This window comes from Runella salmonicolor (assembly GCF_024158025.1).
In the GTDB taxonomy this organism is placed as follows: domain Bacteria; phylum Bacteroidota; class Bacteroidia; order Cytophagales; family Spirosomataceae; genus Runella; species Runella salmonicolor.
In genome coordinates this window covers 805,106-826,180 of record NZ_JAMZEL010000001.1, presented here as the reverse complement: position 1 = coordinate 826,180, position 21,075 = coordinate 805,106, and the positions used below count along the sequence as shown (strand labels likewise).

At 46.4% G+C, this 21,075-nt stretch carries 18 protein-coding genes; 8 read left to right on the top strand and 10 right to left on the bottom strand.

Features of this window, described 5'->3' with window-relative positions; translation table 11 throughout:
* Positions 1-34 precede the first annotated feature (34 nt).
* From NCI00_RS03450 to NCI00_RS03410, 9 genes are all read right to left on the bottom strand, one after another.
* Entirely contained in the window at positions 35-541 is a 507-nt protein-coding gene (locus NCI00_RS03450) for a hypothetical protein (RefSeq protein WP_253525034.1), read from the bottom strand.
* Positions 538-1,071 carry a YceI family protein gene (locus NCI00_RS03445; RefSeq protein WP_253525032.1) on the bottom strand — a complete coding sequence of 178 codons (534 nt, stop codon included), beginning with the start codon at positions 1,069-1,071 and terminating at the stop codon, positions 538-540. The genes NCI00_RS03450 and NCI00_RS03445 overlap by 4 nt, the downstream gene beginning before the upstream one ends.
* Before the next feature lie 23 nt (positions 1,072-1,094).
* Complete coding sequence (locus tag NCI00_RS03440) at positions 1,095-1,811, bottom strand: hypothetical protein (RefSeq protein WP_253525029.1); 717 nt, start codon at positions 1,809-1,811, stop codon at positions 1,095-1,097.
* 77 nt (positions 1,812-1,888) lie between these two features.
* Positions 1,889-2,350, bottom strand: coding sequence for a DM13 domain-containing protein (locus NCI00_RS03435; protein ID WP_253525027.1), 462 nt, complete (start codon positions 2,348-2,350; stop codon positions 1,889-1,891).
* Positions 2,351-2,430: 80 nt separating this feature from the next.
* Positions 2,431-3,132 carry a Crp/Fnr family transcriptional regulator gene (locus tag NCI00_RS03430; protein ID WP_253525025.1) on the bottom strand — a complete coding sequence of 234 codons (702 nt, stop codon included), beginning with the start codon at positions 3,130-3,132 and terminating at the stop codon, positions 2,431-2,433.
* Between the two features lie 74 nt (positions 3,133-3,206).
* A complete protein-coding gene (locus NCI00_RS03425) occupies positions 3,207-4,250 on the bottom strand; it encodes an ATP-grasp domain-containing protein (protein WP_253525023.1) in 1,044 nt (347 codons plus the stop codon).
* A gap of 72 nt (positions 4,251-4,322) precedes the next feature.
* Positions 4,323-4,724 (bottom strand): DoxX family protein, encoded by a 402-nt coding sequence (locus NCI00_RS03420; protein ID WP_253525020.1) that lies wholly within the window; start codon positions 4,722-4,724, stop codon positions 4,323-4,325.
* 40 nt (positions 4,725-4,764) lie between these two features.
* Entirely contained in the window at positions 4,765-5,226 is a 462-nt protein-coding gene (locus NCI00_RS03415; protein ID WP_253525018.1) for a YHS domain-containing (seleno)protein, read from the bottom strand.
* Between the two features lie 136 nt (positions 5,227-5,362).
* Positions 5,363-6,259: an alpha/beta hydrolase gene (locus NCI00_RS03410; RefSeq protein WP_374758829.1), complete on the bottom strand. Its 897-nt coding sequence runs from the start codon at positions 6,257-6,259 to the stop codon at positions 5,363-5,365.
* A gap of 147 nt (positions 6,260-6,406) precedes the next feature.
* Here NCI00_RS03410 and bamJ point away from each other — a divergent pair, with 147 nt between their 5' ends.
* From bamJ to NCI00_RS03390, 4 genes are all read left to right on the top strand, one after another.
* The gene (gene bamJ, locus NCI00_RS03405; RefSeq protein ID WP_253525014.1) at positions 6,407-7,177 is read left to right on the top strand and encodes a BamJ family beta-barrel-assembly machinery protein; all 771 of its coding nucleotides are present in this window, start codon (positions 6,407-6,409) and stop codon (positions 7,175-7,177) included.
* A gap of 82 nt (positions 7,178-7,259) precedes the next feature.
* Positions 7,260-9,353 (top strand): carboxy terminal-processing peptidase, encoded by a 2,094-nt coding sequence (locus tag NCI00_RS03400; RefSeq protein WP_253525011.1) that lies wholly within the window; start codon positions 7,260-7,262, stop codon positions 9,351-9,353.
* Between the two features lie 99 nt (positions 9,354-9,452).
* Positions 9,453-9,758, top strand: coding sequence for a (2Fe-2S) ferredoxin domain-containing protein (locus NCI00_RS03395; RefSeq protein WP_013928646.1), 306 nt, complete (start codon positions 9,453-9,455; stop codon positions 9,756-9,758).
* 107 nt (positions 9,759-9,865) lie between these two features.
* A complete protein-coding gene (locus NCI00_RS03390; protein ID WP_253525010.1) occupies positions 9,866-11,197 on the top strand; it encodes an NCS2 family permease in 1,332 nt (443 codons plus the stop codon).
* A gap of 123 nt (positions 11,198-11,320) precedes the next feature.
* Here the strand turns inward: NCI00_RS03390 and xylA are convergent, their stop codons facing one another.
* Positions 11,321-12,649: a xylose isomerase gene (xylA, locus tag NCI00_RS03385; protein WP_253525008.1), complete on the bottom strand. Its 1,329-nt coding sequence runs from the start codon at positions 12,647-12,649 to the stop codon at positions 11,321-11,323.
* A gap of 275 nt (positions 12,650-12,924) precedes the next feature.
* On the opposite strand from xylA, the gene NCI00_RS03380 reads away from it, so the two are divergent.
* The 4 genes from NCI00_RS03380 to NCI00_RS03365 all read left to right on the top strand — a co-directional run bounded on the left by NCI00_RS03380 (position 12,925) and on the right by NCI00_RS03365 (position 21,040).
* Positions 12,925-13,764, top strand: a complete 840-nt coding sequence (locus NCI00_RS03380; protein WP_253525006.1) for a fumarylacetoacetate hydrolase family protein — start codon at positions 12,925-12,927, stop codon at positions 13,762-13,764.
* Positions 13,765-13,823: 59 nt separating this feature from the next.
* Entirely contained in the window at positions 13,824-14,765 is a 942-nt protein-coding gene (locus tag NCI00_RS03375; protein ID WP_253525004.1) for a dihydrodipicolinate synthase family protein, read from the top strand.
* A gap of 115 nt (positions 14,766-14,880) precedes the next feature.
* Positions 14,881-16,737 (top strand): glycoside hydrolase family 127 protein, encoded by a 1,857-nt coding sequence (locus NCI00_RS03370; RefSeq protein WP_253525002.1) that lies wholly within the window; start codon positions 14,881-14,883, stop codon positions 16,735-16,737.
* Positions 16,738-16,870: 133 nt separating this feature from the next.
* Positions 16,871-21,040, top strand: a complete 4,170-nt coding sequence (locus NCI00_RS03365; protein WP_253525000.1) for a glycoside hydrolase family 9 protein — start codon at positions 16,871-16,873, stop codon at positions 21,038-21,040.
* Positions 21,041-21,075: the final 35 nt, after the last annotated feature.

The window sequence follows — 21,075 nt, the reverse complement described above, 5'->3', positions numbered from 1 at the left end:
ATGATTTTCACCCAACGCCTTGGCGAGGCGCGTATCAGGCCAGCACGACTTCCCGGTACTTGATGGTTGAATACGCCACGCCAAAATGTATTGGTACGGCTATTTCGGGGAATTGCTCTCTTAGCGCAATCTTTATGATGGCAAAATGGTGAATGGCGTGCTCAGCCATATATACCAGCTCGCGGGCCCAAGTCGTTTGAATTTCTTCGGTATCGTTTTCCAAAAACGAAGCCTTTAGGATAATCTGAGTGGTGGGAATCGGTTCTTTTAAGGCTTCGACCAATTGCTCCACCTTGGTTATGCTAAAGGCAGGGTCATTTTCCAACCGTAGGTCTCGCTGGCGGGCATCATAGTCCACAAAACCGTGCGGTGCCTGTTCAAAAAGACATTGGTAAAACTCCAAGGTATGCCTCACGTGTTGGCCTACGCTGCTTCCGTGCAGTAGGGGCAATGGGTCGGAATACGCCGCTGGAGAAATAATTTTGAGCAAATCTTTCAGTTGTAATAAAACGTCCAGATTGGTTCGTTGGAGCAAGGTCATTTTGAAATGGCGTTAACAGTTAGACGGATAGTAACATCATCAGACATGCCGAAGGTGTTGCCTCCGATGGCCCAATCCTTACGGTTGATTTTAAAGGTTCCGCTGAAAGTAGCTTTATTATTGGTTTCTGAAAATGTAAACGGTACTTTGACATTTTTAGTGATGGCTTTGATGGTCATGTCAAAGTAGCCGATGTAGCCGTTGGTTCCTTTTTCGATTTTAGTGGATTTTAGGCTGATTTTTGGGTACTTAGCAACCTCAAAAAAGTCTTCTTTTTCGCGTAAATGGCGATTCCGAAGCGTATTTTCGGTTTCAATCGTTGCCGCATCAACGCTGGCGGCAATGCTGCTCATGGTGGGGGTTTCAGGGTTGAATTTCAAGGTTGCGGCCAATCCTTTAAATGAACCATTCACTGTTACTCCCAACATCTTTACAGAAAAACCAATAACAGATGAAACGGGTTGCCAGACTTGACTCACAGCAGTTACCGAGACACTTACGCAAAGTACTAAAATTAAGATTTTTTTCATAGGGCCGAAATAGCATTTCGCAGTTATAATTTGAAAGAAATTGCCACAAAAGGCATCAGAATCTTGTTGCGGAAGCGGTCGTTTTCAAAAGTTAGATTTTGGGAAGTGGTATATTCCGTAAACTGAAAACTTGCCCCGAGTCGTATCCCTGTTTTGGGACTGAACCAATAGCGCGCATACAACTCAGAATTTAAACTGCCCAAGTCGTTGTCGCTGACCAACAATAAATTGAAAACCGTTGGCTTGGCAGATTGTTGCGTACCGCTCAAACGTGAGTCGGTAGATTTGGCCAAAAATGTTCCTGTTTGCTCGGCTCCAAAAGTAGCGCCGATGGCGTCGATATTGAAGCCTACGTCTAGTTTGCGAAAACTGTATTCTAAGTGAATGGCCAAATTGAGGGCGTTGGTTTGGGAGCGCGGTAGTTTGAGCGTATCGAGGTTGGACAGTACATTTTCGACAAACAACACCTGCGGGCCCGTTTCTCCCGAAGTGAGGCGGGCGGGGGCGGTAATGTAGTCTATGTCTTTCCCCACAAACGATGTTAACCGAACGCCCCAACCCACTTTGAATCGCTTGGCTTTGCCGATGCCGTAGAGCTGTTGGTACGAAAGCGCCCCCGAAAACCCTCCGATGGCCGACAGGGCCACGTCGGCCGTAGTTATTTTTTTTGGGTAACTGAATTGGGCGTGACTGCCCGTAAAAGCCGCTAACGCGAGCACTACCAACAATGCTTTTTTCATGGAATCAATAGGGTGTAATTGTTAAGAAAAGAATTTTTGAATGGCCAGATTCAAGGCTGATTTTTGGGAAAGAAATATCATTGCTTGAGTTCTGCATTGCCAAACAACACGGAGAATGGTTTGCACCAAATCAGGATGTACTTTTGGGTTTTGAGATCGGGAGCTGAAGGCAATTCAATGAAAAAATTACCGAGATTTACGCCTTTGCTAATTTCCACAAACCGAGAAGCAACGCGGTCTTCGGAGAGATAAATCCGCAAATCTGGCCCGCTGTCGGTTTTGAAGTCGTTGAAAACAAGGGAATATTTATCCCCTTTTTGGTACAGCTTTACCCCACCAGAAGTCGGATGGACGTTGGACATAAACATCCCCTGCGCCACTAGTTTTTGTCCAGTAGAATCAAATGACGTAATGGGCTTGTTGATTCCAGGGCCTACATTGCCCGTAGGGGAAACAGGAGAAACGGGTTGGAGCTCTTCATTCTTTTGACAGGCGATTCCTCCCAGCGTCAAACAAATCATTAACAGTGCCTTTTTCATAGATTTAAAGTTTGTTTCTATGACAAAGGTGTTTGAATTTGTCACAACGGAATGTCGGCTTGCTGACATTCCTTGAATTTTTATACGGTTAATTTTCGAAGTTGCTTCACATCAGGAATAACAATACTGCTGCGGTTGTAATCAATGAGCCCGCTATGCTTCAATTCACTGAAAAGTTGTGTTACGGTTTGGCGCGTGCTGCAAATCAGACTGGCCAAGTCTTGGTGGGTCAGGTAGTTTTTGAGCGTAATACCCTCGGGGGTAGGAGTGCCTTCTTTTTCGGCCCATTCTTCCAAAAAAAGCAGAAGGCGCGTACGGACGTCTTTAAACATCAGATTGGCGTAACGGTTCTCCAATCGGCGAAAACGCAACCCAATCAGTTTAGTGAATTTGACGGCGAGGCTAGGGTTTTGTTGGATGACTTTTTCAAAATCTTCGATTTTGAAACTGCACACTGTCACGTAGTCAGATAATGCCACCGCAAACTCGTCGATGTCGGTTGCATCAAGGGTTATCTGGCCAAAAAGGTCTCCTTTTTGAATCACTTCTTTGACCGTTTCGTTGCCTTCGGCATCAAGTTCTACAATCTTGATAACGCCTTTTTTGAGAAGATAAACCCGGTTGGTCTCGTCGTGTGCAAAATAGATAATCTCGCTTTTCTTGGCTGATTTAAAGTTGGTAATCAGGCAGATTTGCCTGAGTTCTGCGGAGTCGAGGTGCCTGAATAGCTGATGGTCGCGGAGGTACCAGTAGCGGGTTTCGAGGGGAAATTGCGGGGTCATCCTACAAGGTGATTAGAGTAAATCAGGCATTAATACCAGTAAATATACGAACTATTTACTCAAATAGATGCAGCTCAAAGTTGACCGCTCATGGCAAAAAATTCGCGGGATGTTTGTAAGAGTTTACCCAACGGCGTAGGTTTTACCCCCAAGCGGATATTAGCGGCGCTGATGTCGGCCACGATTCGCATATTGTGCATAATATCCCGATAGGCTTTCCATAGCGTATAGCTAGGGTCATACACGTGTCCAGGCTCCGATGTGGCTCCGTTTAGTTCCATGATTTTGATGTTACGGCCCGCGTAGAAGTCTTCTAAGTTGCTTACTTTGAGGTCAAAACGCCCGTAATAAAATCCTTCAATCGGCAAGGCAATTTGGTCAAAAACGCTTTCTAGCCGTTGATTAATGAGGTGATTAGCATTCAAAAACTTCGTCCCCAAACAATGATTGCCAATGGGCTGAATGTAGCGGTGCTCACCTTTCGGTACTACGCTATTCCAGTCGTTTTTTACGCGTTCCTGCAATTCCTGCATTGCAAAACGGGCGCGGGTGTTTTGGGTTAGTAGTTGGCCCACCGTAGAATGACCATCGCCGACTACGCTCAAAAATTCCTTTTGCGTGATAGAGGTGATTTTGCCTTTAGACTCTTCGGGCAAACGGGCATACATCACCCCAAATTCCAATTCATAATCAACGTATTCTTGAATAATAACGGGTTGCGGCGTCTCTTTTAAGTAGCGTTGAAGTTGGTCGGAATCCTCGATTTTGTGCACCCTAAATCCCCGACCTCCTACGTCGGGTTTGACGATGAGCGGGAACGCAATGCTCGCTTTCTTTAGCTTTTCTTCCACCATTTCCCATGCTTCTCCCTGTGGAATAAACGTCCCCGCTGGTAAAAATTGAGGGCTAATTTGAGCGAGAATATCGTTCTTAGATTCACCGAAAACTCCGCCGTCGGGAATACAAGTATTAACAGTAGTAAAATACGTAAGCGAGCGGTTTCGGAGGGCTAAATAGAGCCAATAGGGTGTAAGTGGCAGAAAAAACACCCACCAAGTCCAATATTCATAATTCACTAATTTAACGAGCCAAAGTGGGGAACGAAGGGTTGAGAACATACGAGGAATAAGAGAATATTAACACTAAAAGCAAGTTAAAAGGACAAATGTTCAATAAAAAAAAGGCGTGGCTCAATGCGCAGGAAGTAATCCACGAAGGGTTGAAATGACTTTTGACCAATGTAATATTACGACGAGTGCACAGCATTTGAAGGTTATCAGTGCCAAAGCAAACAACTGCCCCCCATCGCCTAGTACATCAATCCCCAGTATCGTAAGGTGCGACAAAATAGCGCCTGCCATGGTGCCCAGCCCCAAGATAGCGCCAATCCAGCAATAACGCGGTGTGAGCAAAAGTATACCCGCGATTAATTCAATAACGCCCGAGCCAATTCGGCCGTAAGGCTCAACGCCAAGTTTGGAGAAAATGTAGACACTTTCTTCGGCCCCCGTAAATTTAAAAAAAAGTGTTTGTAACAAAATGACCGCCGCTACGATTTGAACGAGCCAAGAGAGGATGGTTTTGGTTTTCATGGATTGAGGTATTTTTCAGTGAGGAAGGATGTAGGGTATATTATTGAGCAGAAACACGTTGCCAATTTTTGTCGGCTTTTATTTTCAAATGGGCCTCATCTTTGTTCCAATCCGATAAAGTATTGTTGAACAGTTTGTTGTAAAAAAGGTACAACTTGCCGTTGATGATTTTGTAGGTTTCGGGATTTATCTCAACTTTTTCACCGTTGGCTGCGCCCATTGCGTAGGCACACCAACCGCCGTATTGAGGCTCGTAAGCGGCGGGATTTTTTTTAAACGTTTCGGCATTGGCCCCGGAAGAAAATTGATACGTAACTCCCTCATATACGACTACATACGTCTTTGAGCCTTTGGTGGGATTTTTTTGGAAATAACTGACGGGGTCGTAGCCAGAGAGCGCGAGGCCTTTTTCTAAATTAAACTGTTTTTGACGGAGCGCGGGGGACTGCGCAAAAATAATTTCGGTCAGGAGAAGAAGCGTGGCCAAAAAGATTGTTTTCATGACTTTATTCGGAATTGATAGTTTGATGATGCAAAAATGACACATCAAGTCTTAACCGAATGTCGGCCAAATGACAAAACCTTGAAAATAGTTATTTGTTAAAAAATAAAATGCGGTTCAATCCCAAGTCGCTAGTTTACTGAGGTTTGCCGAAAGCCCATTTTAGAAAATCGGGCATGGCCGCCGACCACGTTGCTTGGTCGTGGTGCCCGCCTTTGACTTCGGCGTAGCAAACGTCTTTGCCCCAACGGTAGCCTTTGCGTTCGAGTTCGGCAATCAAATCAAGAGTGTCTTCAATGGAATCAATGACGCCGTTGTTGTTGCGGTCGTCTCGTTCGTCTTCTGAGCCTGTCTGTAACCAAAATTGCGGAGGTTGTATGGAAGTAGAGGCGGTTTCGCGTACCAAACGGTGCATGATTCGGTCGTTGTGGTCGTCGTAATGGTTTTCGTAAGCGCGTTGTCGCCACCAAAACGAACCCGAAAATACGCCTGCCTTGCCGAAGCGCTCAGGGTGGTGCCAAGTAATATCAAACGCCGACAGCCCACTCAGTGAAAAACCGCAGATAACCGTGTTTTGGGGGCCAGTGAGGACGCGGTAGTGTTGTTGGATGTAAGGCATGAGTTCTTCCAACATAAATAAGGTGTAGGAACTGGCCTTCGCGCCGCGTTGTTTATAATCTGGTTGAGAGGCGGTTCCGTATTCCTGAATTCGTTCGCCGCAATGAATGGCTACAAGGATAAATGGCTCAATGGAAGGCGCCGTTTTTTGGATGACTTGTTGCATTTGTAAGCGCTCCAAGTCCTGCCCGTCGTTCATGTAGAGTACTTTATACGCACGATTTGTGTGGGTGTAGCCTTCGGGCAGAAGAATGTCAAGAGATACTTGCCGATGCAGATGGGTTGAGTGAAACTTGGTGTCGTGCAAAACGGTCATTTCGGAGAGGGAGTCAATGTGTTTCAATAAGGTAAAAGTGTTAGTAGGAAACAAAAATACAAATAACCCATATTGGGGTATAAATTTCAAATAATTCATTTTTCCAAACTTTTTTCTATCAATTTTACGTTTATTTACGAAAGTTTAAAGAAACTTTTGATTTTTTGAATTCTGCTTAGTTTTAATTGTGAAAGCGACCCTGATTTTCAAAGAATCTACTAAAACCAATCCAAATTTGTTTATCTAATGAAGTATCTAGCTTGCACTGTATCTGTATTGTTGATTTCAACGGTTGTTACATTTTCACAAACTAAAAAAGTACCCGCTAAACCCGCGACTGCCGCCAAACCAGCCCCTGTCAAAGCAACGCCAGCCAAACCAGCTGTTGCCTCCAAAATGACCAATGAATTAGACTCGGTAGCGTACAGCATCGGGATGAACATAGCCCAAAACCTAAAAGGACAAGGCCTCGACAAAATCAATGTTAACTTACTGGCCAAAGGAATTCAGGATGTATTGAAAGGTGGCAAATCAGATTTGGATGACAACCAGGCGCAAATGATTTTAGGAAATTATTTTAATAAGCTCCAAACCCAGCGCCAATCAGAAGATGCCAAGAAGTTTGAAGGAAACAAATTGGATGGAGAAAAATTCCTTGCAGAGAATAAGAAGAAGGCTGGTATCGTTACTTTACCCAGCGGCTTGCAGTACGAGGTCATGAAAGCGGGAGAAGGCCCCAAACCTACCATCAATAATACGGTAAAGACCCATTATCATGGAACATTGGTGGATGGAACGGTTTTTGACAGTTCAGTAGATAGAGGTCAGCCAGCGGAGTTTCCGGTAGGCGGAGTGATTCAGGGTTGGGTAGAAGCGTTGCAGCTGATGCCCGTAGGTTCTAAATGGAAACTATACGTACCCTACAATCTCGCTTACGGTGAGCGCGCCGCAGGTCCACAAATTAAGCCATATTCGGCATTAGTATTTGAAGTAGAGTTATTGGAAATCGTAAAATGATTTTGGCGGATGTTGGAGGTTTTTCCAACCATTTCAATCTCCAATATCCCGGGGCCGAAATCAATTAAATCAGTGTATGAAAATGAAAAGCTTTTTAATCGCCTTAGCTCCGGTGTTGCTGCTGAGTCTGCAACCCGACGACTCGCGTTCGCGGGTAGTATCTTCTCGTCCCTTCGCTGTTGCGGATGATGACCTCAAACCTACCCTTACGCAGGAGAAAGTGGAGGCGTACGTGACTAAAATCTTTTCGGGGTATCATTACCGTAAATTCAATGTCAACGACTCGTTGTCGACAAAAATGTATGATAACTACCTCAGCGACATTGACCGCGGCAAACTGTATTTTCTTGCTTCGGACATTCAGTATTTTGATAAATACCGTACCCAACTCGATGAAGCCCTCAACAACGGCGATTTGACGGCGGCGTATGATATTTATAATACCTTCCGCAAACGCTACCGCGAGCGGAGCAATTACATCACCAAAGCGTTGGCCAATCCTAAATTTGATTTTTCGGTAGATGAGTCATTCAACACCGACCGTGAAAAAGCTTCTTGGGCTAAAAATACGGAAGAGTTGGACGAAATCTGGCGCAAATTGCTTAAAAACGAAGCACTTGAGTTGAAACTCTCGGGTAAAGCCGATACCTCAGTGGTAACGCTTCTGAGAGATCGTTACAAAAACCGTGAACGTAACTTAGGCCGTTTCCGTAGCGAGCAGGTATTTCAGATGTACATGAATGCGTTCTGCGAAGTACTTGACCCACACACCCGTTATTTCTCACCCGCCGATTCTGACCGTTTCAAGCAGGATATGTACCAAGCCCTCGAAGGAATCGGTGCGGTATTGCGTGAAGATGGAAACTACATCAAAGTAGTGGAAGTGGTTCCGGGCGGACCTGCTTTTAAGGACAAGCGTCTCAAAAAAGACGACCGCATTATTGGCGTAGCGCAGGGAGACGAAGGAAAAGTGGAGGATATTGTGGGTTGGTACGTAGACGATGCCGTGAAGAAAATCAAAGGAACGAAAGGAACAATCGTGCGTTTGCAAGTATTGGCTTCTGACGCACTGCCCAACGACCCTCCGAAAGAAATCCGCCTAGTACGTGAGAAAGTAAATTTGCAAACTTCTCGTGCCAAGAAAGAAATCGTGACCATCAATCAAAATAAGCACGATTACAAAATCGGTATTATCAACATTCCGTCGTTCTATCGGGACTTTGAAGGGGCTGGTAAGCGTGATAAAGACTTTGCTAGTACCACCCGCGACGTGCAGAAAATCATCGATTCACTCAAGGCTGAAAATGTCGAAGGAATTGTAATCGACTTACGCAACAACGGTGGCGGGTCATTAACAGAAGCGATTTCATTGACGGGTTTGTTTATTTCAAAAGGCCCAGTGGTACAGGTACGTGAATCAACGGGTGATACGGAAGTACAAACTGACCCTGATCCAAATGTGACATACGATGGCCCGATTGCGGTTTTAATCAACCGTTTTAGTGCCTCGGCTTCTGAAATTTTTGCGGCCGCTATTCAGGACTACAAACGTGGTATTGTGTTGGGTGAGCAAACCTACGGTAAAGGTACTGTTCAAACCATGGTTGATTTGAACCAGTGGATTAAAGATTCTGATAAATTGGGGCAAATCAACATCACCGTTGCGAAATTCTACCGCATCAATGGTAGCAGTACCCAGCGCAAAGGGGTGTCGCCAGATATTGAATTCCCATCGGCATTCAGCGCGGAAGAATACGGCGAAAGCTCACAACCCACGGCTTTGCCTTGGGATCAAATTGCCACGGCGCGTTTTGACGTGACCAAATCTTTGAACGAAAAACAAGTAGCAAAACTGCGCGAGAAGTATCAGCAACGTCTTAAGTCGGAATTGGAAATGAAAACGTTTGTAGACGAGTTGGAGCTGTTCCGCAAAGCGCGCGAAAATACCGTAGTTTCGTTGCAAGAAACCAAACGGAAGAAAGAGCGTGAAGAAGCCGAGAAAAAACGTGCTGCCCTGAAAAAGCTAGAAACGGATGACGAAGTGGATGACGATGAAACTCCTGCAACCGCCAAAGCGGCCGACAAGAAGAAAAAGGACATTTACATGAATGAAACCAGTCGGATTTTGGCAGATTACATTACGCTTTCTAAAGCACCTTCGGTAGCTAAGCGATAAAATTTGTTCCCTTTAGACGTTGGACGTTGGGTCGTGGGCGCTATCTTTAGTCCCTAATCCGACGTCCAACGTCTATTTTTAATCCATTCTAATTGATTTATGAAATACAAAAAACACGTTTTTATTTGCACCAATCAAAAAGACGGTGGCAAAAAATGCTGCGGAGCCGAGCACGGCGCAGCATTGGTTGATGCATTCAAAACATCTCTGAAAGAGAAAAATCTACATATTGATATCCGTGCCCAAAAATCGGGCTGTTTAGACGTATGTGCCTTCGGCCCCGCGTTGGTGGTGTATCCAGAAGGTGTTTTCTACGGCAAAGTAGAACTCGCTGACGTTGAAGAAATCATCGAAAGTCATTTGATAAACGATGTTCCTGTGGAGCGTCTGGCGTTGAAATTCTAGGAACGCGCTTATTTTATCTCTTGTTTGTCAACGCTGAACGTAAATTCCCGCAAGGGTCTTTGCATTCAGCGTTGACATTTTTATTTTTACCAAAACTGCCAATACCTATGCTCCAACGCTTCTTTTCCCTCGACCAAAACGGTACAACAGTGCGTACCGAAGTCATTGCGGGGCTTTCTTCTTTTCTGGCTACGATGTACATTATTGTAGTGAACCCTGCCATTTTGAGTCAATCGGGAATGCCTTTCGGCGGTGTGCTAACGGCTACGGTGTTGCTTTCTTTCTTTTGCAGTTTGATGATGGGGCTGTATGCGCGTAACCCATTGCTCGTAGCACCGGGTATGGGGCTGAATGCCTTTTTTACATTCGCCGTTGTGAAAGGAATGGGTGTGGCATGGCAAACGGCTTTGGGTGCAGTATTTTGGGCGGGAATCGTTTTTCTTATCCTGTCAATTTTCAACGTTAGGACCTACATTGTACAGGCCATTCCGAAGCCCTTGCGCTACGCGATTTCGTCGGGAATTGGGCTTTTTATCACGTTGATTGGTTTGACCAACGCCAAGTTTATCGTAAGCAATCCCGCCACCTTGGTCGGTATCGGCAATTTAAAAGACCCGATTCTACTGACGTTTTTGTTGGGGTTGGTCATTACGGCGGTATTGGTGGTGAAAAAAGTGCAAGGAGGCATCGTCATTGGCATTGTGTTGACCACGTTGGCGGCGATTCCTGTGGGCCGTTGGTGGGGCGATGCTTCGGCGGTTAACTTTGGGCAGTCTACACTGGTCAATTGGAGCGGACTTTGGGCGGCTCCCGATTTTAGCCTTTTGTTTCAATTGGATTTGACGGGCTCTTTGACCTTGGCGCTTTGGCCAGTCATTTTTGCCTTTGCGTTTACCGATTTATTTGACAGTCTTTCAACCTTCGTTGGCGTTGCCGAAGCGGCCAATCTTTACGACGAAAACGGCGACCCGCGCCATATTCGGCAATCGCTGCTAACCGACGCCGTGGCCACCACAATGGCGGGCTTGTTGGGCACTAGCCCCGGAACGGCCTACATTGAGTCGGCGGTGGGAATCGAGCAAGGCGGTCGCACGGGGCTCACGGCGGTAGTGGCGGCATTTTTGTTTTTGCCGTTTATGTTCTTATCTCCTTTGCTCTCGGTCATTCCGAGCATTGCCACTGCTCCCGCGTTGATTCTGGTGGGTGCGTTTATGATGAAACCCATCACCAAGATTGATTGGACCCGTATGGATGAAGCCATTCCTTGTTTGTTGGCATTGGTGTTGATTCCTTTCAGCTATTCCATTACTCAAGGAATTATTTTTGGTTTTTTGAGTTGGACCATCCTCAAAACCGCCGTTGGAAAAGGGAAAGAAATATCATTCACCCTCTGGATGATTGATGTTTTTGCCGTGATGTCTTTGGTATGGGGGCATTGAAATAGTCTTCTACAAGCGCGAATCTTCCAAGTAAAGTTAAGCGAGATTGATAGGCTGCGCCAAGAAAAAAGCGTCTGACGGCCTTTAAACCCTCAAACGCTTTTTTCTTGTGAAGGATCCCAATTAAATGTACTGATTCAGAATGTTTTCAAACAGCTCTTGCTTGCCGCTGATTTGTTTTGGTGCACCAGCTGCTACCGCAAAGCTATGTAAGTCTTCCAATGTCAATTTGCCATTTTCAAAATCCTTACCTGCACCGCTGTCAAACGAAGCGTAACGCTCGGTACGCAGTTTTTTGTAAGCGGATTTCTCCAGAATATCATTTGAAATTACGAGTGCACGTGCAAAAGCATCCATCCCGCCAATGTGCGCAATGAAAATATCGTCGAGGTCGGTTGAGTTGCGACGGGTTTTTGCGTCAAAGTTAATACCTCCCGCTGTGATACCACCCGCTTCGAGAATTACCAACATTGCCTCGGTCAATTCACTCAAATTAATCGGGAATTGGTCGGTATCCCAGCCGTTTTGGTAGTCGCCCCGGTTGGCATCGATGCTGCCCAACATGCCGGCATCGGCCGCTACTTGCAACTCGTGCTGGAACGTATGTCCCGCCAAGGTGGCGTGGTTTACTTCAATATTTAATTGAAAATCCTTGTCCAAACCATACTGACGCAGAAACCCGATGACGGTTGCCGAATCGTAATCGTACTGGTGCTTGGTCGGCTCGCAAGGCTTAGGCTCAATAAAGAAAGTACCTTTGAAGCCGTTTTTGCGGGCATAATCACGCGCTATGGTCAAGAATTGACCAAGGTGATCTAGCTCACGCTTCATGTTGGTATTCAACAAAGTCATGTAGCCTTCGCGGCCACCCCAGAATACGTAATTTTCGCCATTGAGCGCAATCGTTGCATCCAAAGCATTCTTGACCTGCACCCCAGCGTGAGCTACTACATTGAAATCAGGGTTGGTCGAAGCACCGTTCATGTAGCGTGGATTGGAGAATACATTGGCCGTACCCCACAATAATTTTACGCCGCTTTCGGCTTGTTTGGCTTTTGCATAATCAACAATGGCCTGCATACGACGCTCGTATTCGGTGATGCTTGGGCCTTCATCGATCAAATCTACATCGTGAAAGCAATAGTAAGGAACGCCCAGTTTAGTAATAAATTCAAAAGCAGCATCCATTTTATCTTTGGCGCGTTGAACCGCGTCATTGTTTGCATCCCATGCAAAATCCTTCGTCCCAGGTCCGAATGGATCGGCACCAGTGCCGCAGAATGTATGCCAGTAGGCAACGGCAAAACGTAAATGCTCTTTCATTGTTTTTCCACCCACCAGACGATTTTCGTCGTACCACTTGAATGCCAGCGGGTTGTCGGATTCACGGCCTTCAAACTGAATTTTGGAGATGCCTTTGAAATATTCGGTATTTCCGAGTGTTAGGGACATAAAATAGATTGTTTTGAGGTTAGTCTTAAAGAACGATTATTACTAAAAGAGGGAAATATAAATTCTTACTTGTGCAAAGAAAAAGAATAATTGTCAAATTGACAATTTTATTTGTAGCTCGCTTTTGTGGATATTGTACAGGTTGTTTTCTAACTACTTGTAAGTAAACATTGTAATTTTAAAATAGTCTTTTCGACCAAAAACAGAGTATTACTAAAGCTACACCTAAACTTAAATTGAAAACGTACATGTCATGAAAATGGATTAGCCAGTTGATGAAACTTTATCGAACCAAGCAAGGCTTTTATGCTGAATTTCAGGAGGAGTATTTCCAACTTCCCTGCCCCGATTGGGATACGCTGATTAACAGGGATGATCTGCACTCGTATGTTCTGACCCAAATAGCAGGTTTAACCCCAGTGTTGGACTTTGAATCAAAAGACCTTTTACCGCCCGCCGTAAGTCAGGAAGTATGGGCCTCTGGGGTGACTTATTACCGTAGCAAAGTAGCTCGGATGGAGGAGTCAAAAGGTGCGTGTGGAGGTATGTTTTACGACAAGGTATACGAAGCCGAGCGCCCCGAGCTTTTTTTTAAAGCATTGGGTTACAAAGTAGTGGGGTCGGGAGGTACCGTTAATATTCGGCCCGATTCTATCCGGAATGTTCCCGAACCAGAATGGACATTGTACGCCACTACTTCTGGCAAAATCGTGGGTTATACTGTTGGCAACGACATGAGTTCTAAATGCATTGAATGCGAAAATCCGCTCTACATGTCGCAGGCCAAAATATACGATGGCTCTGCCGCTTTGGGCCCTTGCCTGTATGTACCCGCCGAACCAATGGCACAAAATGCGGTCATCAGCATTGAAGTAAGGCGTAGCGAAAGGATTGTTTTTCAGGGGATAACAACGCTCGACCAACTCAAACGAACACCTGACGAGCTTATTGGTTGGTTGTATCGGTCGAGTACGTTTAGAGCTGGTGCATTCCTGATGACAGGCACGGGATTAGTTCCTTCAAGTGATTTTACGGTTGAGGTGGGCGATACGGTTGCTATCTCAATTGATAAAATCGGACAATTGACCAATGTTGTCGGGCTGGCAAAAGCCTAAGTAGTTCAAAATGGTACTGAACTTTATTATTTACATATATAATATTTGATTATTCATCCATGCAAAATTCCCTTCCACAAGGTTTTATTCCCGTTATGTTGACTCCGTTTAAAGAAAACGGCGAGATTGATTTTGAGGGATTAACCAAACTTACTGAATTTTATTTAGAAGCGGGCGCGGCTGGCTTATTTGCCAATTGCCTTTCGTCCGAGATGTATGAGCTGAGCGAAGACGAGCGTATTGCCATCACCAAGCACGTGGTGGATGTGGCAAACGGGCGCGTTCCGGTCGTGGCAACGGGTACATTTGGTGGCCCAATTGCGGAGCAGGCCGAATTTGCCAAAAAGATTTATGGTACGGGTATTCAGGCGGTGATTGTGATTACAAGTTTAATTGCCACCGCCGACGAGTCAGATGCGATTTTTATGGAGCGGATGCACGAGTTGCTTCAATTAACCCCCGGTGTTTCGTATGGTTTGTATGAATGTCCTGTGCCTTACAAAAGGCTCGTTAGCGCCGAAAGTTTGGGAGAATTGGCCGCCACTGGTCGCGTGATTTACCACAAAGATACATCACTAGATATTGAAAACGTAAAAGCCAAAATAGCCGCTACTCAAGGTCAGGTATTCGGCGTTTATGATGCCTACATGGAGCACGCAGTGGCTTCGTTGAAAGCAGGCTCGGCGGGATTGTCGTGTATTCAGGGAAATTTCTTTCCAGAATTGATTGTGTGGTTGTGCAATAATTTCAATGAGCCAACGCAGCAAGACAAAGTTCAACGCGTACAACAGCTGTTGATTGATACCATGCCCGTAATTCATTATGCGTACCCAACCGTTGCTAAATATTACCTCCAAAAACGCGGTTTTCCGATTTCATTGTACACCCGTCGTAAAGTGGAAGTACTGACTGAAGTAGAAAAAGCCAATGCCGATGAACTATTGGAAATGGTAAATGCATTGAGCCAAGAGATTGAAGTGGATTCGTTGACGTTTGCCTAATCATACTTCTTTGTTTTCAAGCTAAAAAAGACCTTCTATGTCATTGGCGTAGAAGGTCTTTTCAGTTAAAAAAAACTGAATATTTGCTTTGGTAGGAATAGCTAACCATTTACCTATGAAATCCTTCTTTTCTTCAGCACTGATTATCATTTTTGGGGTTTATGGCGTCTCAGCCCAACGCCAGATTTCGCCCGTAAATTTTTCCAAAGTCACGGTCAAAGACTTCTTTTGGAAACCCCGCATTGAAAAAGTCCATTCGGCCACCTTGCCAGTTTGTATGACCTACACCGAAGATTCAACGGCTCGAATCCGAAATTTTGAGAATGCTGCCCTCCGGAGCGGAAAGCACAAAGGCATCTATTTTGATGATTCTGATGTGTATAAAGTCATTGAAGGGATTGCATACACGCTCAAAACTACCCCCGATAAAGCCTTAGAGGCCAAAACTGATGAGTGGATTGACAAAATTGCGGCGGCCCAACTTCCCGATGGTTACCTGAATACATATTATACATTGGTAGGTCTTGAAAAACGCTGGACCGACATGGAAAAGCACGAGGATTATTGCTTGGGTCACTTGATTGAGGGGGCGGTAGCCTACTTTGACGCCACTGGAAAACGTAAATTGTTGGATGTGTCTATTCGTTTTGCCAATCATTTTGATTCTACGTTTCGTCTCCAAAATAAGCCGTGGGTAACGGGGCATCAGGAATTGGAGCTGGCCTTGGTAAAACTTTATCATACGACCAACAACGACCGCTACCTCAAACTCGCCGACTGGCTTATCGAGCAACGCGGCAAAGGACACGGACGCGGTCAAATCTGGACAGATAAGCATTTTGATGGCGCCCGCTATTGCCAGGACGACGTGCCAGTGCGCGAAATGACCGACATCAAAGGGCACGCCGTTCGCGCCATGTATCTGTATACGGGCATGGCCGACGTAGCCGCCGAAACAGGCGACCGTGGCTACACCCAAGCCCTCGAACGCGTGTGGGCCGACGTGGTAGAGCGAAATATGTACATCACTGGGGGCATTGGTTCTTCAACCAAAAATGAAGGCTTTACGGTCGATTATGATTTGCCCAACGAATCTGCTTACTGCGAAACCTGCGCCTCGGTCGGAATGGTTTTTTGGAATCAACGCATGAATCTCTATTCGGGAGAATCCAAATACGTGGATGTGCTAGAACGCTCGCTGTACAACGGTGCATTGGCAGGGGTACAACTGACTGGAAATCTGTTTTTTTACGTCAATCCGTTGGCTTCGTTTGGGTTGCATCACCGTCGCCCTTGGTATGGTACGGCTTGCTGCCCCAGCAATGTGTCGCGTTTGATGCCTTCGGTGGGTGGTTATATTTACAATACTTCCGAAAATACTTTGTGGGTAAACCTGTATGTAGGCAGCGAAACGGAAGTGGTTTTGGGACAACACAAGGTGAAGTTCGCCCAAAAAACCAATTATCCTTGGTCGGGAGAAGTGGAAATCAAAGCCATTCCTGATAGTAGCAAAGCTGATTTTGCCCTAAAACTGCGTATTCCAGCTTGGTGCGATAAGTACGTCGTTGAAATCAACGGAAAAGCCGTAGCGGGTTTAACGGCCGATAAAGGTTACTTGACGGTGGCGCGTACTTGGGCTAAAAATGATGTTCTCAAACTACGGATGGAGATGCCAGTGAAGGTCATTGCTGCCGACCCCCGCGTGAAAGCAAACCAAGGCAAACGCGCCATTCAGCGTGGACCGCTGGTCTATTGTGTAGAAGAGCAAGACAACCGTCATTTGGATTATGATCAAATTCTGTTGTCGAAAAAAACGCAATTCAGTACCACCTTTGAGCCCACCTTACTGGGTGGTGTAACCACGATTAAAGCCCAAAACGGCAATGATAATTTTACGCTCATCCCGTATTATGCATGGGATAACCGCCAAGCTGGCCGCATGAAAGTATGGGTTGATTGGAAAGAGAGATAAACCTTACAGGAGCAGAACGACTCCTTCCCGTTTAATAAAGCAGATGCCATTTGTTATCTTTCAACTTTGAAAGTTCCTATCTTTCAGTCGAAAATCACAGTTTTTTGTTTGAACGTTATTTAACTCAATGAAAATGAAAAATCATCTATCTCGAAGGCATTTGCTTTATTGGACATTGCTGTGGCTGACCGCCTGCGGTACTTTGTGGGCCGCGCCGACCCAAATAACTCCGTACATTAAAATTGACCAATTTGGCTACTTGCCCGCTTCCCGAAAAGTAGTGGTGGTTGCTGACCCTCAGACGGGGTACAATGCAGCTGAATCGTTTACGCCCGGTACGGGGGCCAATCAATATCAGGTACGCCGCTGGAGTGACGACGCCGTGATGATGAGCGGAACGCTTCAGGTATGGGGCGGTGGTGCCACCCACGCTCAGTCGGGTGACCGAGGGTGGTCATTTGATTTTTCGAGTATTACCACGCCGGGCTCGTATTATATTTTTGACATTGCCAACAATGTAGGCTCTTACCGTTTTGACATTGGCGACAATGTGTACGACGAGGCCATGAAACATGCCGTACGGATGTTTTATTATCAACGGCTCAATTTTGCCAAACAAACGCCTTACACCGACGCCAAATGGGCCGACGGTGCCAGTTACGAAGGGGCCAATCAGGATCGTTTTGCCACGAGCCGATTCAACAAAGGGAATGCCGCCACCGCCAAAGACCTCCACGGAGGCTGGATGGACGCGGGCGATGTAAATAAATACACCACCTTTGCCGAAAGTGCGGTGATTCAACTGGCAGAAGCTTACCGAATAAACCCCAATGCTTTTAAAGATAATTACGCCATTCCAGAGTCGGGCAATGGAATTCCAGACGTATTGGATGAACTCAAGTACGAGCTGGACTTTCTGAAAAGAATGCAGGATGCTACAGGTACCAACGGTTTTTTCTTAAAAGTGGGCGTTGATAATTACAATGAAGTATCTCCTCCCAGTACCGACACCCGCCCGCGCTATTATTTGCCAGAATGTACTTCTGCCACCTTGGCAGGGGCCGCGATGTTTGCCGTGACTGGGCAAACCTTCAAAACGCACCCGTCTTTGCTTACCTACGGAAATGACCTCATTGCGCGCGCCGAGGCCGCTTGGAACCGCGCTAAAATAACGACCAACAACTTTACAACGTTTGAAACAAGTTGCGACGACGGAGATATAAAATCGGGTGATTCGGACCGCACGGGCGAGGACCAATTGGGAAGCGCGTTTGTGACGGCAGTATACCTTTACGAGGCCACTGGAAAAGCCGAGTACAAAACGTTTGTTGAGTCACAATATACATTCGTAAAACCTTACAACGGAAACTGGTGGGGACCTTACTGGATGCCTCAGCAATTGGCGTTTTTGCGTTATACGACCCTTTCGGGCGCTTCTAGTGCGGTGGTAACCAATATTCGTAACCAAAAAGCAGGGATGAATTACTTGTTTTCTCTCAATGATTATAACAATGGTACAGACCTTTATCGGGCATACATGGCCGATGCGCAGCATCATTGGGGGAGCAATCAGGTGCGCGCTAACTCGGGGATTTTAAATCTTGATTTTGTTACGTTTAACCTCAACCCGTCGAGCCATGCCCAATACCGCGAGGTGGCGGAGCAGTACCTGCACTGGATGAACGGCGTTAATCCGATGAACTTGGTGATGCTTTCCAACATGTCGGTGGCGGGTGCTGAAAACAGCGTGAACGAGATTTACCACACGTGGTTTACCAACGGAACTGTGTGGGATAATGTACAAACATCTGCCTATGGCCCTGCCCCGGGCTATGTAACAGGCGGGCCTAACAAAAGTTACAGCGGAAGCGTGGCCAACATTACCAACCAACCGCCCCAAAAAGCGTATAAAGAGTGGAATAATGGTTCTCCCGAAAACTCTTGGGAAATCACGGAGCCGGCTATTTACAGTCAGGCCGCATATATCATGTTGTTGGGGCGGGTGATGAGTACAACGGCGTCTGCTGACACCCAAGCGCCGACGACCCCGACCAACCTCACGGTGTCCAACGTAGCCTCCACAAGTCTGACTTTATCGTGGACTGCCTCAACCGACAATGTAGGAGTAAGCGCCTACGAAGTGTATCAGGGAGGCAATTTGCTCAACGGAAATGTGATAGGCACGAGCTTCAACGTTACGGGTTTAACCTGCAACACGTCCTATTCGTTTACGGTAAAAGCCAAAGATGCGGCGGGAAATGTGTCGACCGCGAGCAATGCTGCGAATGCAACCACTGCGGCCTGCGACACTCAAGCGCCAAGTGTGCCGACAAGCGTTGCCGCGTCCAATGTTTCGGCATCAAGTTTGACGCTTTCGTGGATGGCTTCGACCGACAACGTGGCCGTAACCGCGTATGAAGTGTACCGAGGAGCAACGTTGGTGAATGGCAATATTACCACAACATCTTTGAATATTACGGGTTTGACCTGCAATACCGCCTATTCATTTACGGTAAAAGCCAAGGATGCGGCGGGAAATGTGTCATCAAGCAGTAGCGCCCTGAACGTCACAACGGCGGCCTGTCCTACGGGGACTATCATTTACGACGACGCCCTTGCCGCAGGCTGGGAAGACTGGTCGTGGAGTTCGACCCGAAATTATGCCAATACCTCTCCCGTACAAACTGGTGTCAATTCCATTCGGGTCGATTTTGCGGGTTGGGGTGGTTTATCGCTGCGACAGGCCACTGCTCTGACGACCAATTCCAACACGGTTATGAAGTTTTGGGTGTACAGTACCGCCGTAAATAACATGCTTTTCTTCGTTCAAACGGATGATTCGTCGCCGCAGCCCGCTTCTTATGCTTTTACGACCGATGCGAATCAATGGAAAGAAATAACGGTCAATATGGCGCAAATGGGCAATCCTGCCACGATTAAACGTATCAATTTTCAGAACAATTCTGCCAATAACATCACGCCTTATTTCGACCAAATCAGGGTAGAAACTGGGGCGACTACCGATACACAGGCCCCCACAACGCCCGCTAACCTTTCGGCCTCAGCCATTACGCAAAATAGTTTGACGCTTTCGTGGACGGCTTCGACCGACAACGTGGGCGTAGCGGCCTATGAAGTGTATCGGGGAGCCACGTTGGTGAACGGCAACGTCACCGCCACTTCTTTAAACATCACCGGTTTAACCTGTAATACTGTCTACTCGTTTACCGTAAAAGCCAAAGATGCCGCTGGAAATGTATCGTCGAGCAGCAATGCGCTGAATGTTAACACCTCTTCTTGCGCTGATACCCAGGCGCCGAGCGTCCCTTCTGGGCTTACGGCTACCAATAAAACCCAAACGGGTTTTACGCTCGGTTGGGTCGCCTCGACCGATAATGTAGGCGTGGTGGCTTACGAAGTGTACAGAGGTGGCGTATTGGTGAATGGTAACGTTACAACAAACTCATTAGTAATAACGGGTTTAACCTGTAATACCACTTACAGCTTTACCGTGAAGGCAAAGGATGCAGTGGGCAATGTCTCGGCGGCAAGCAGCGCGTTAAGTGTAAAAACGAATGCCTGTTTGAGTCCAGTGGTTTATGACGAAACCCTCAATGCAAATTGGAGCGATTGGTCATGGAACAGCACGAGAAACTTTGCCAACACCAACCCTGTGCGGGTGGGCAGTAAATCGCTCCGTGCGGATATTGCCTCTACTGGAGGGGTATCTTTGCGCCACGTTGATGGCATCAGTACTAACGCGTCGACCGTCTTGCGTTTTTGGGTACGGGGTACGGCAGCGAGCAGTCTGCTGGTTTATGTACAAACTGACGACACAGGCGCGGCGATCGGAAATTACACGTTTACGACAAAAGCCAATACATGGTCGGAAATTGTGCTGAATATGAGCCAATTGGGTAATCCGTCGGTCATTAAAAGGATTACGATTCAGAACAATTCGGCCAGTACCGTGACAGCCTATTTGGATAATATTCGTCTAACAACCGTTAACAATGCTCGTTTAGCCGATGAGGAATTGACGGAAGAATCAAACGAATTGTTGGTGTATCCTAATCCTTCTGAGGGACCGATTACGCTCAAGTACTTTGCACCCAAGCCCGAAAAGGTTCAGCTGCAATTATGGGATATGCAGGGCAGGATGTTGCAAAACAATGAAGAACGTGCGGAATCAGGAACCAACTTTTTCAGCATGGATGTATCTCAACAGCCAGTGGGGATGTATTTGATTCAACTGAAAGGACCTGAAAGAATCCAAACCCAAAAGGTGCTGATTCGGCGGTAAATATTGTGATTCATTGGAAGAGGCGGGCTAATTGC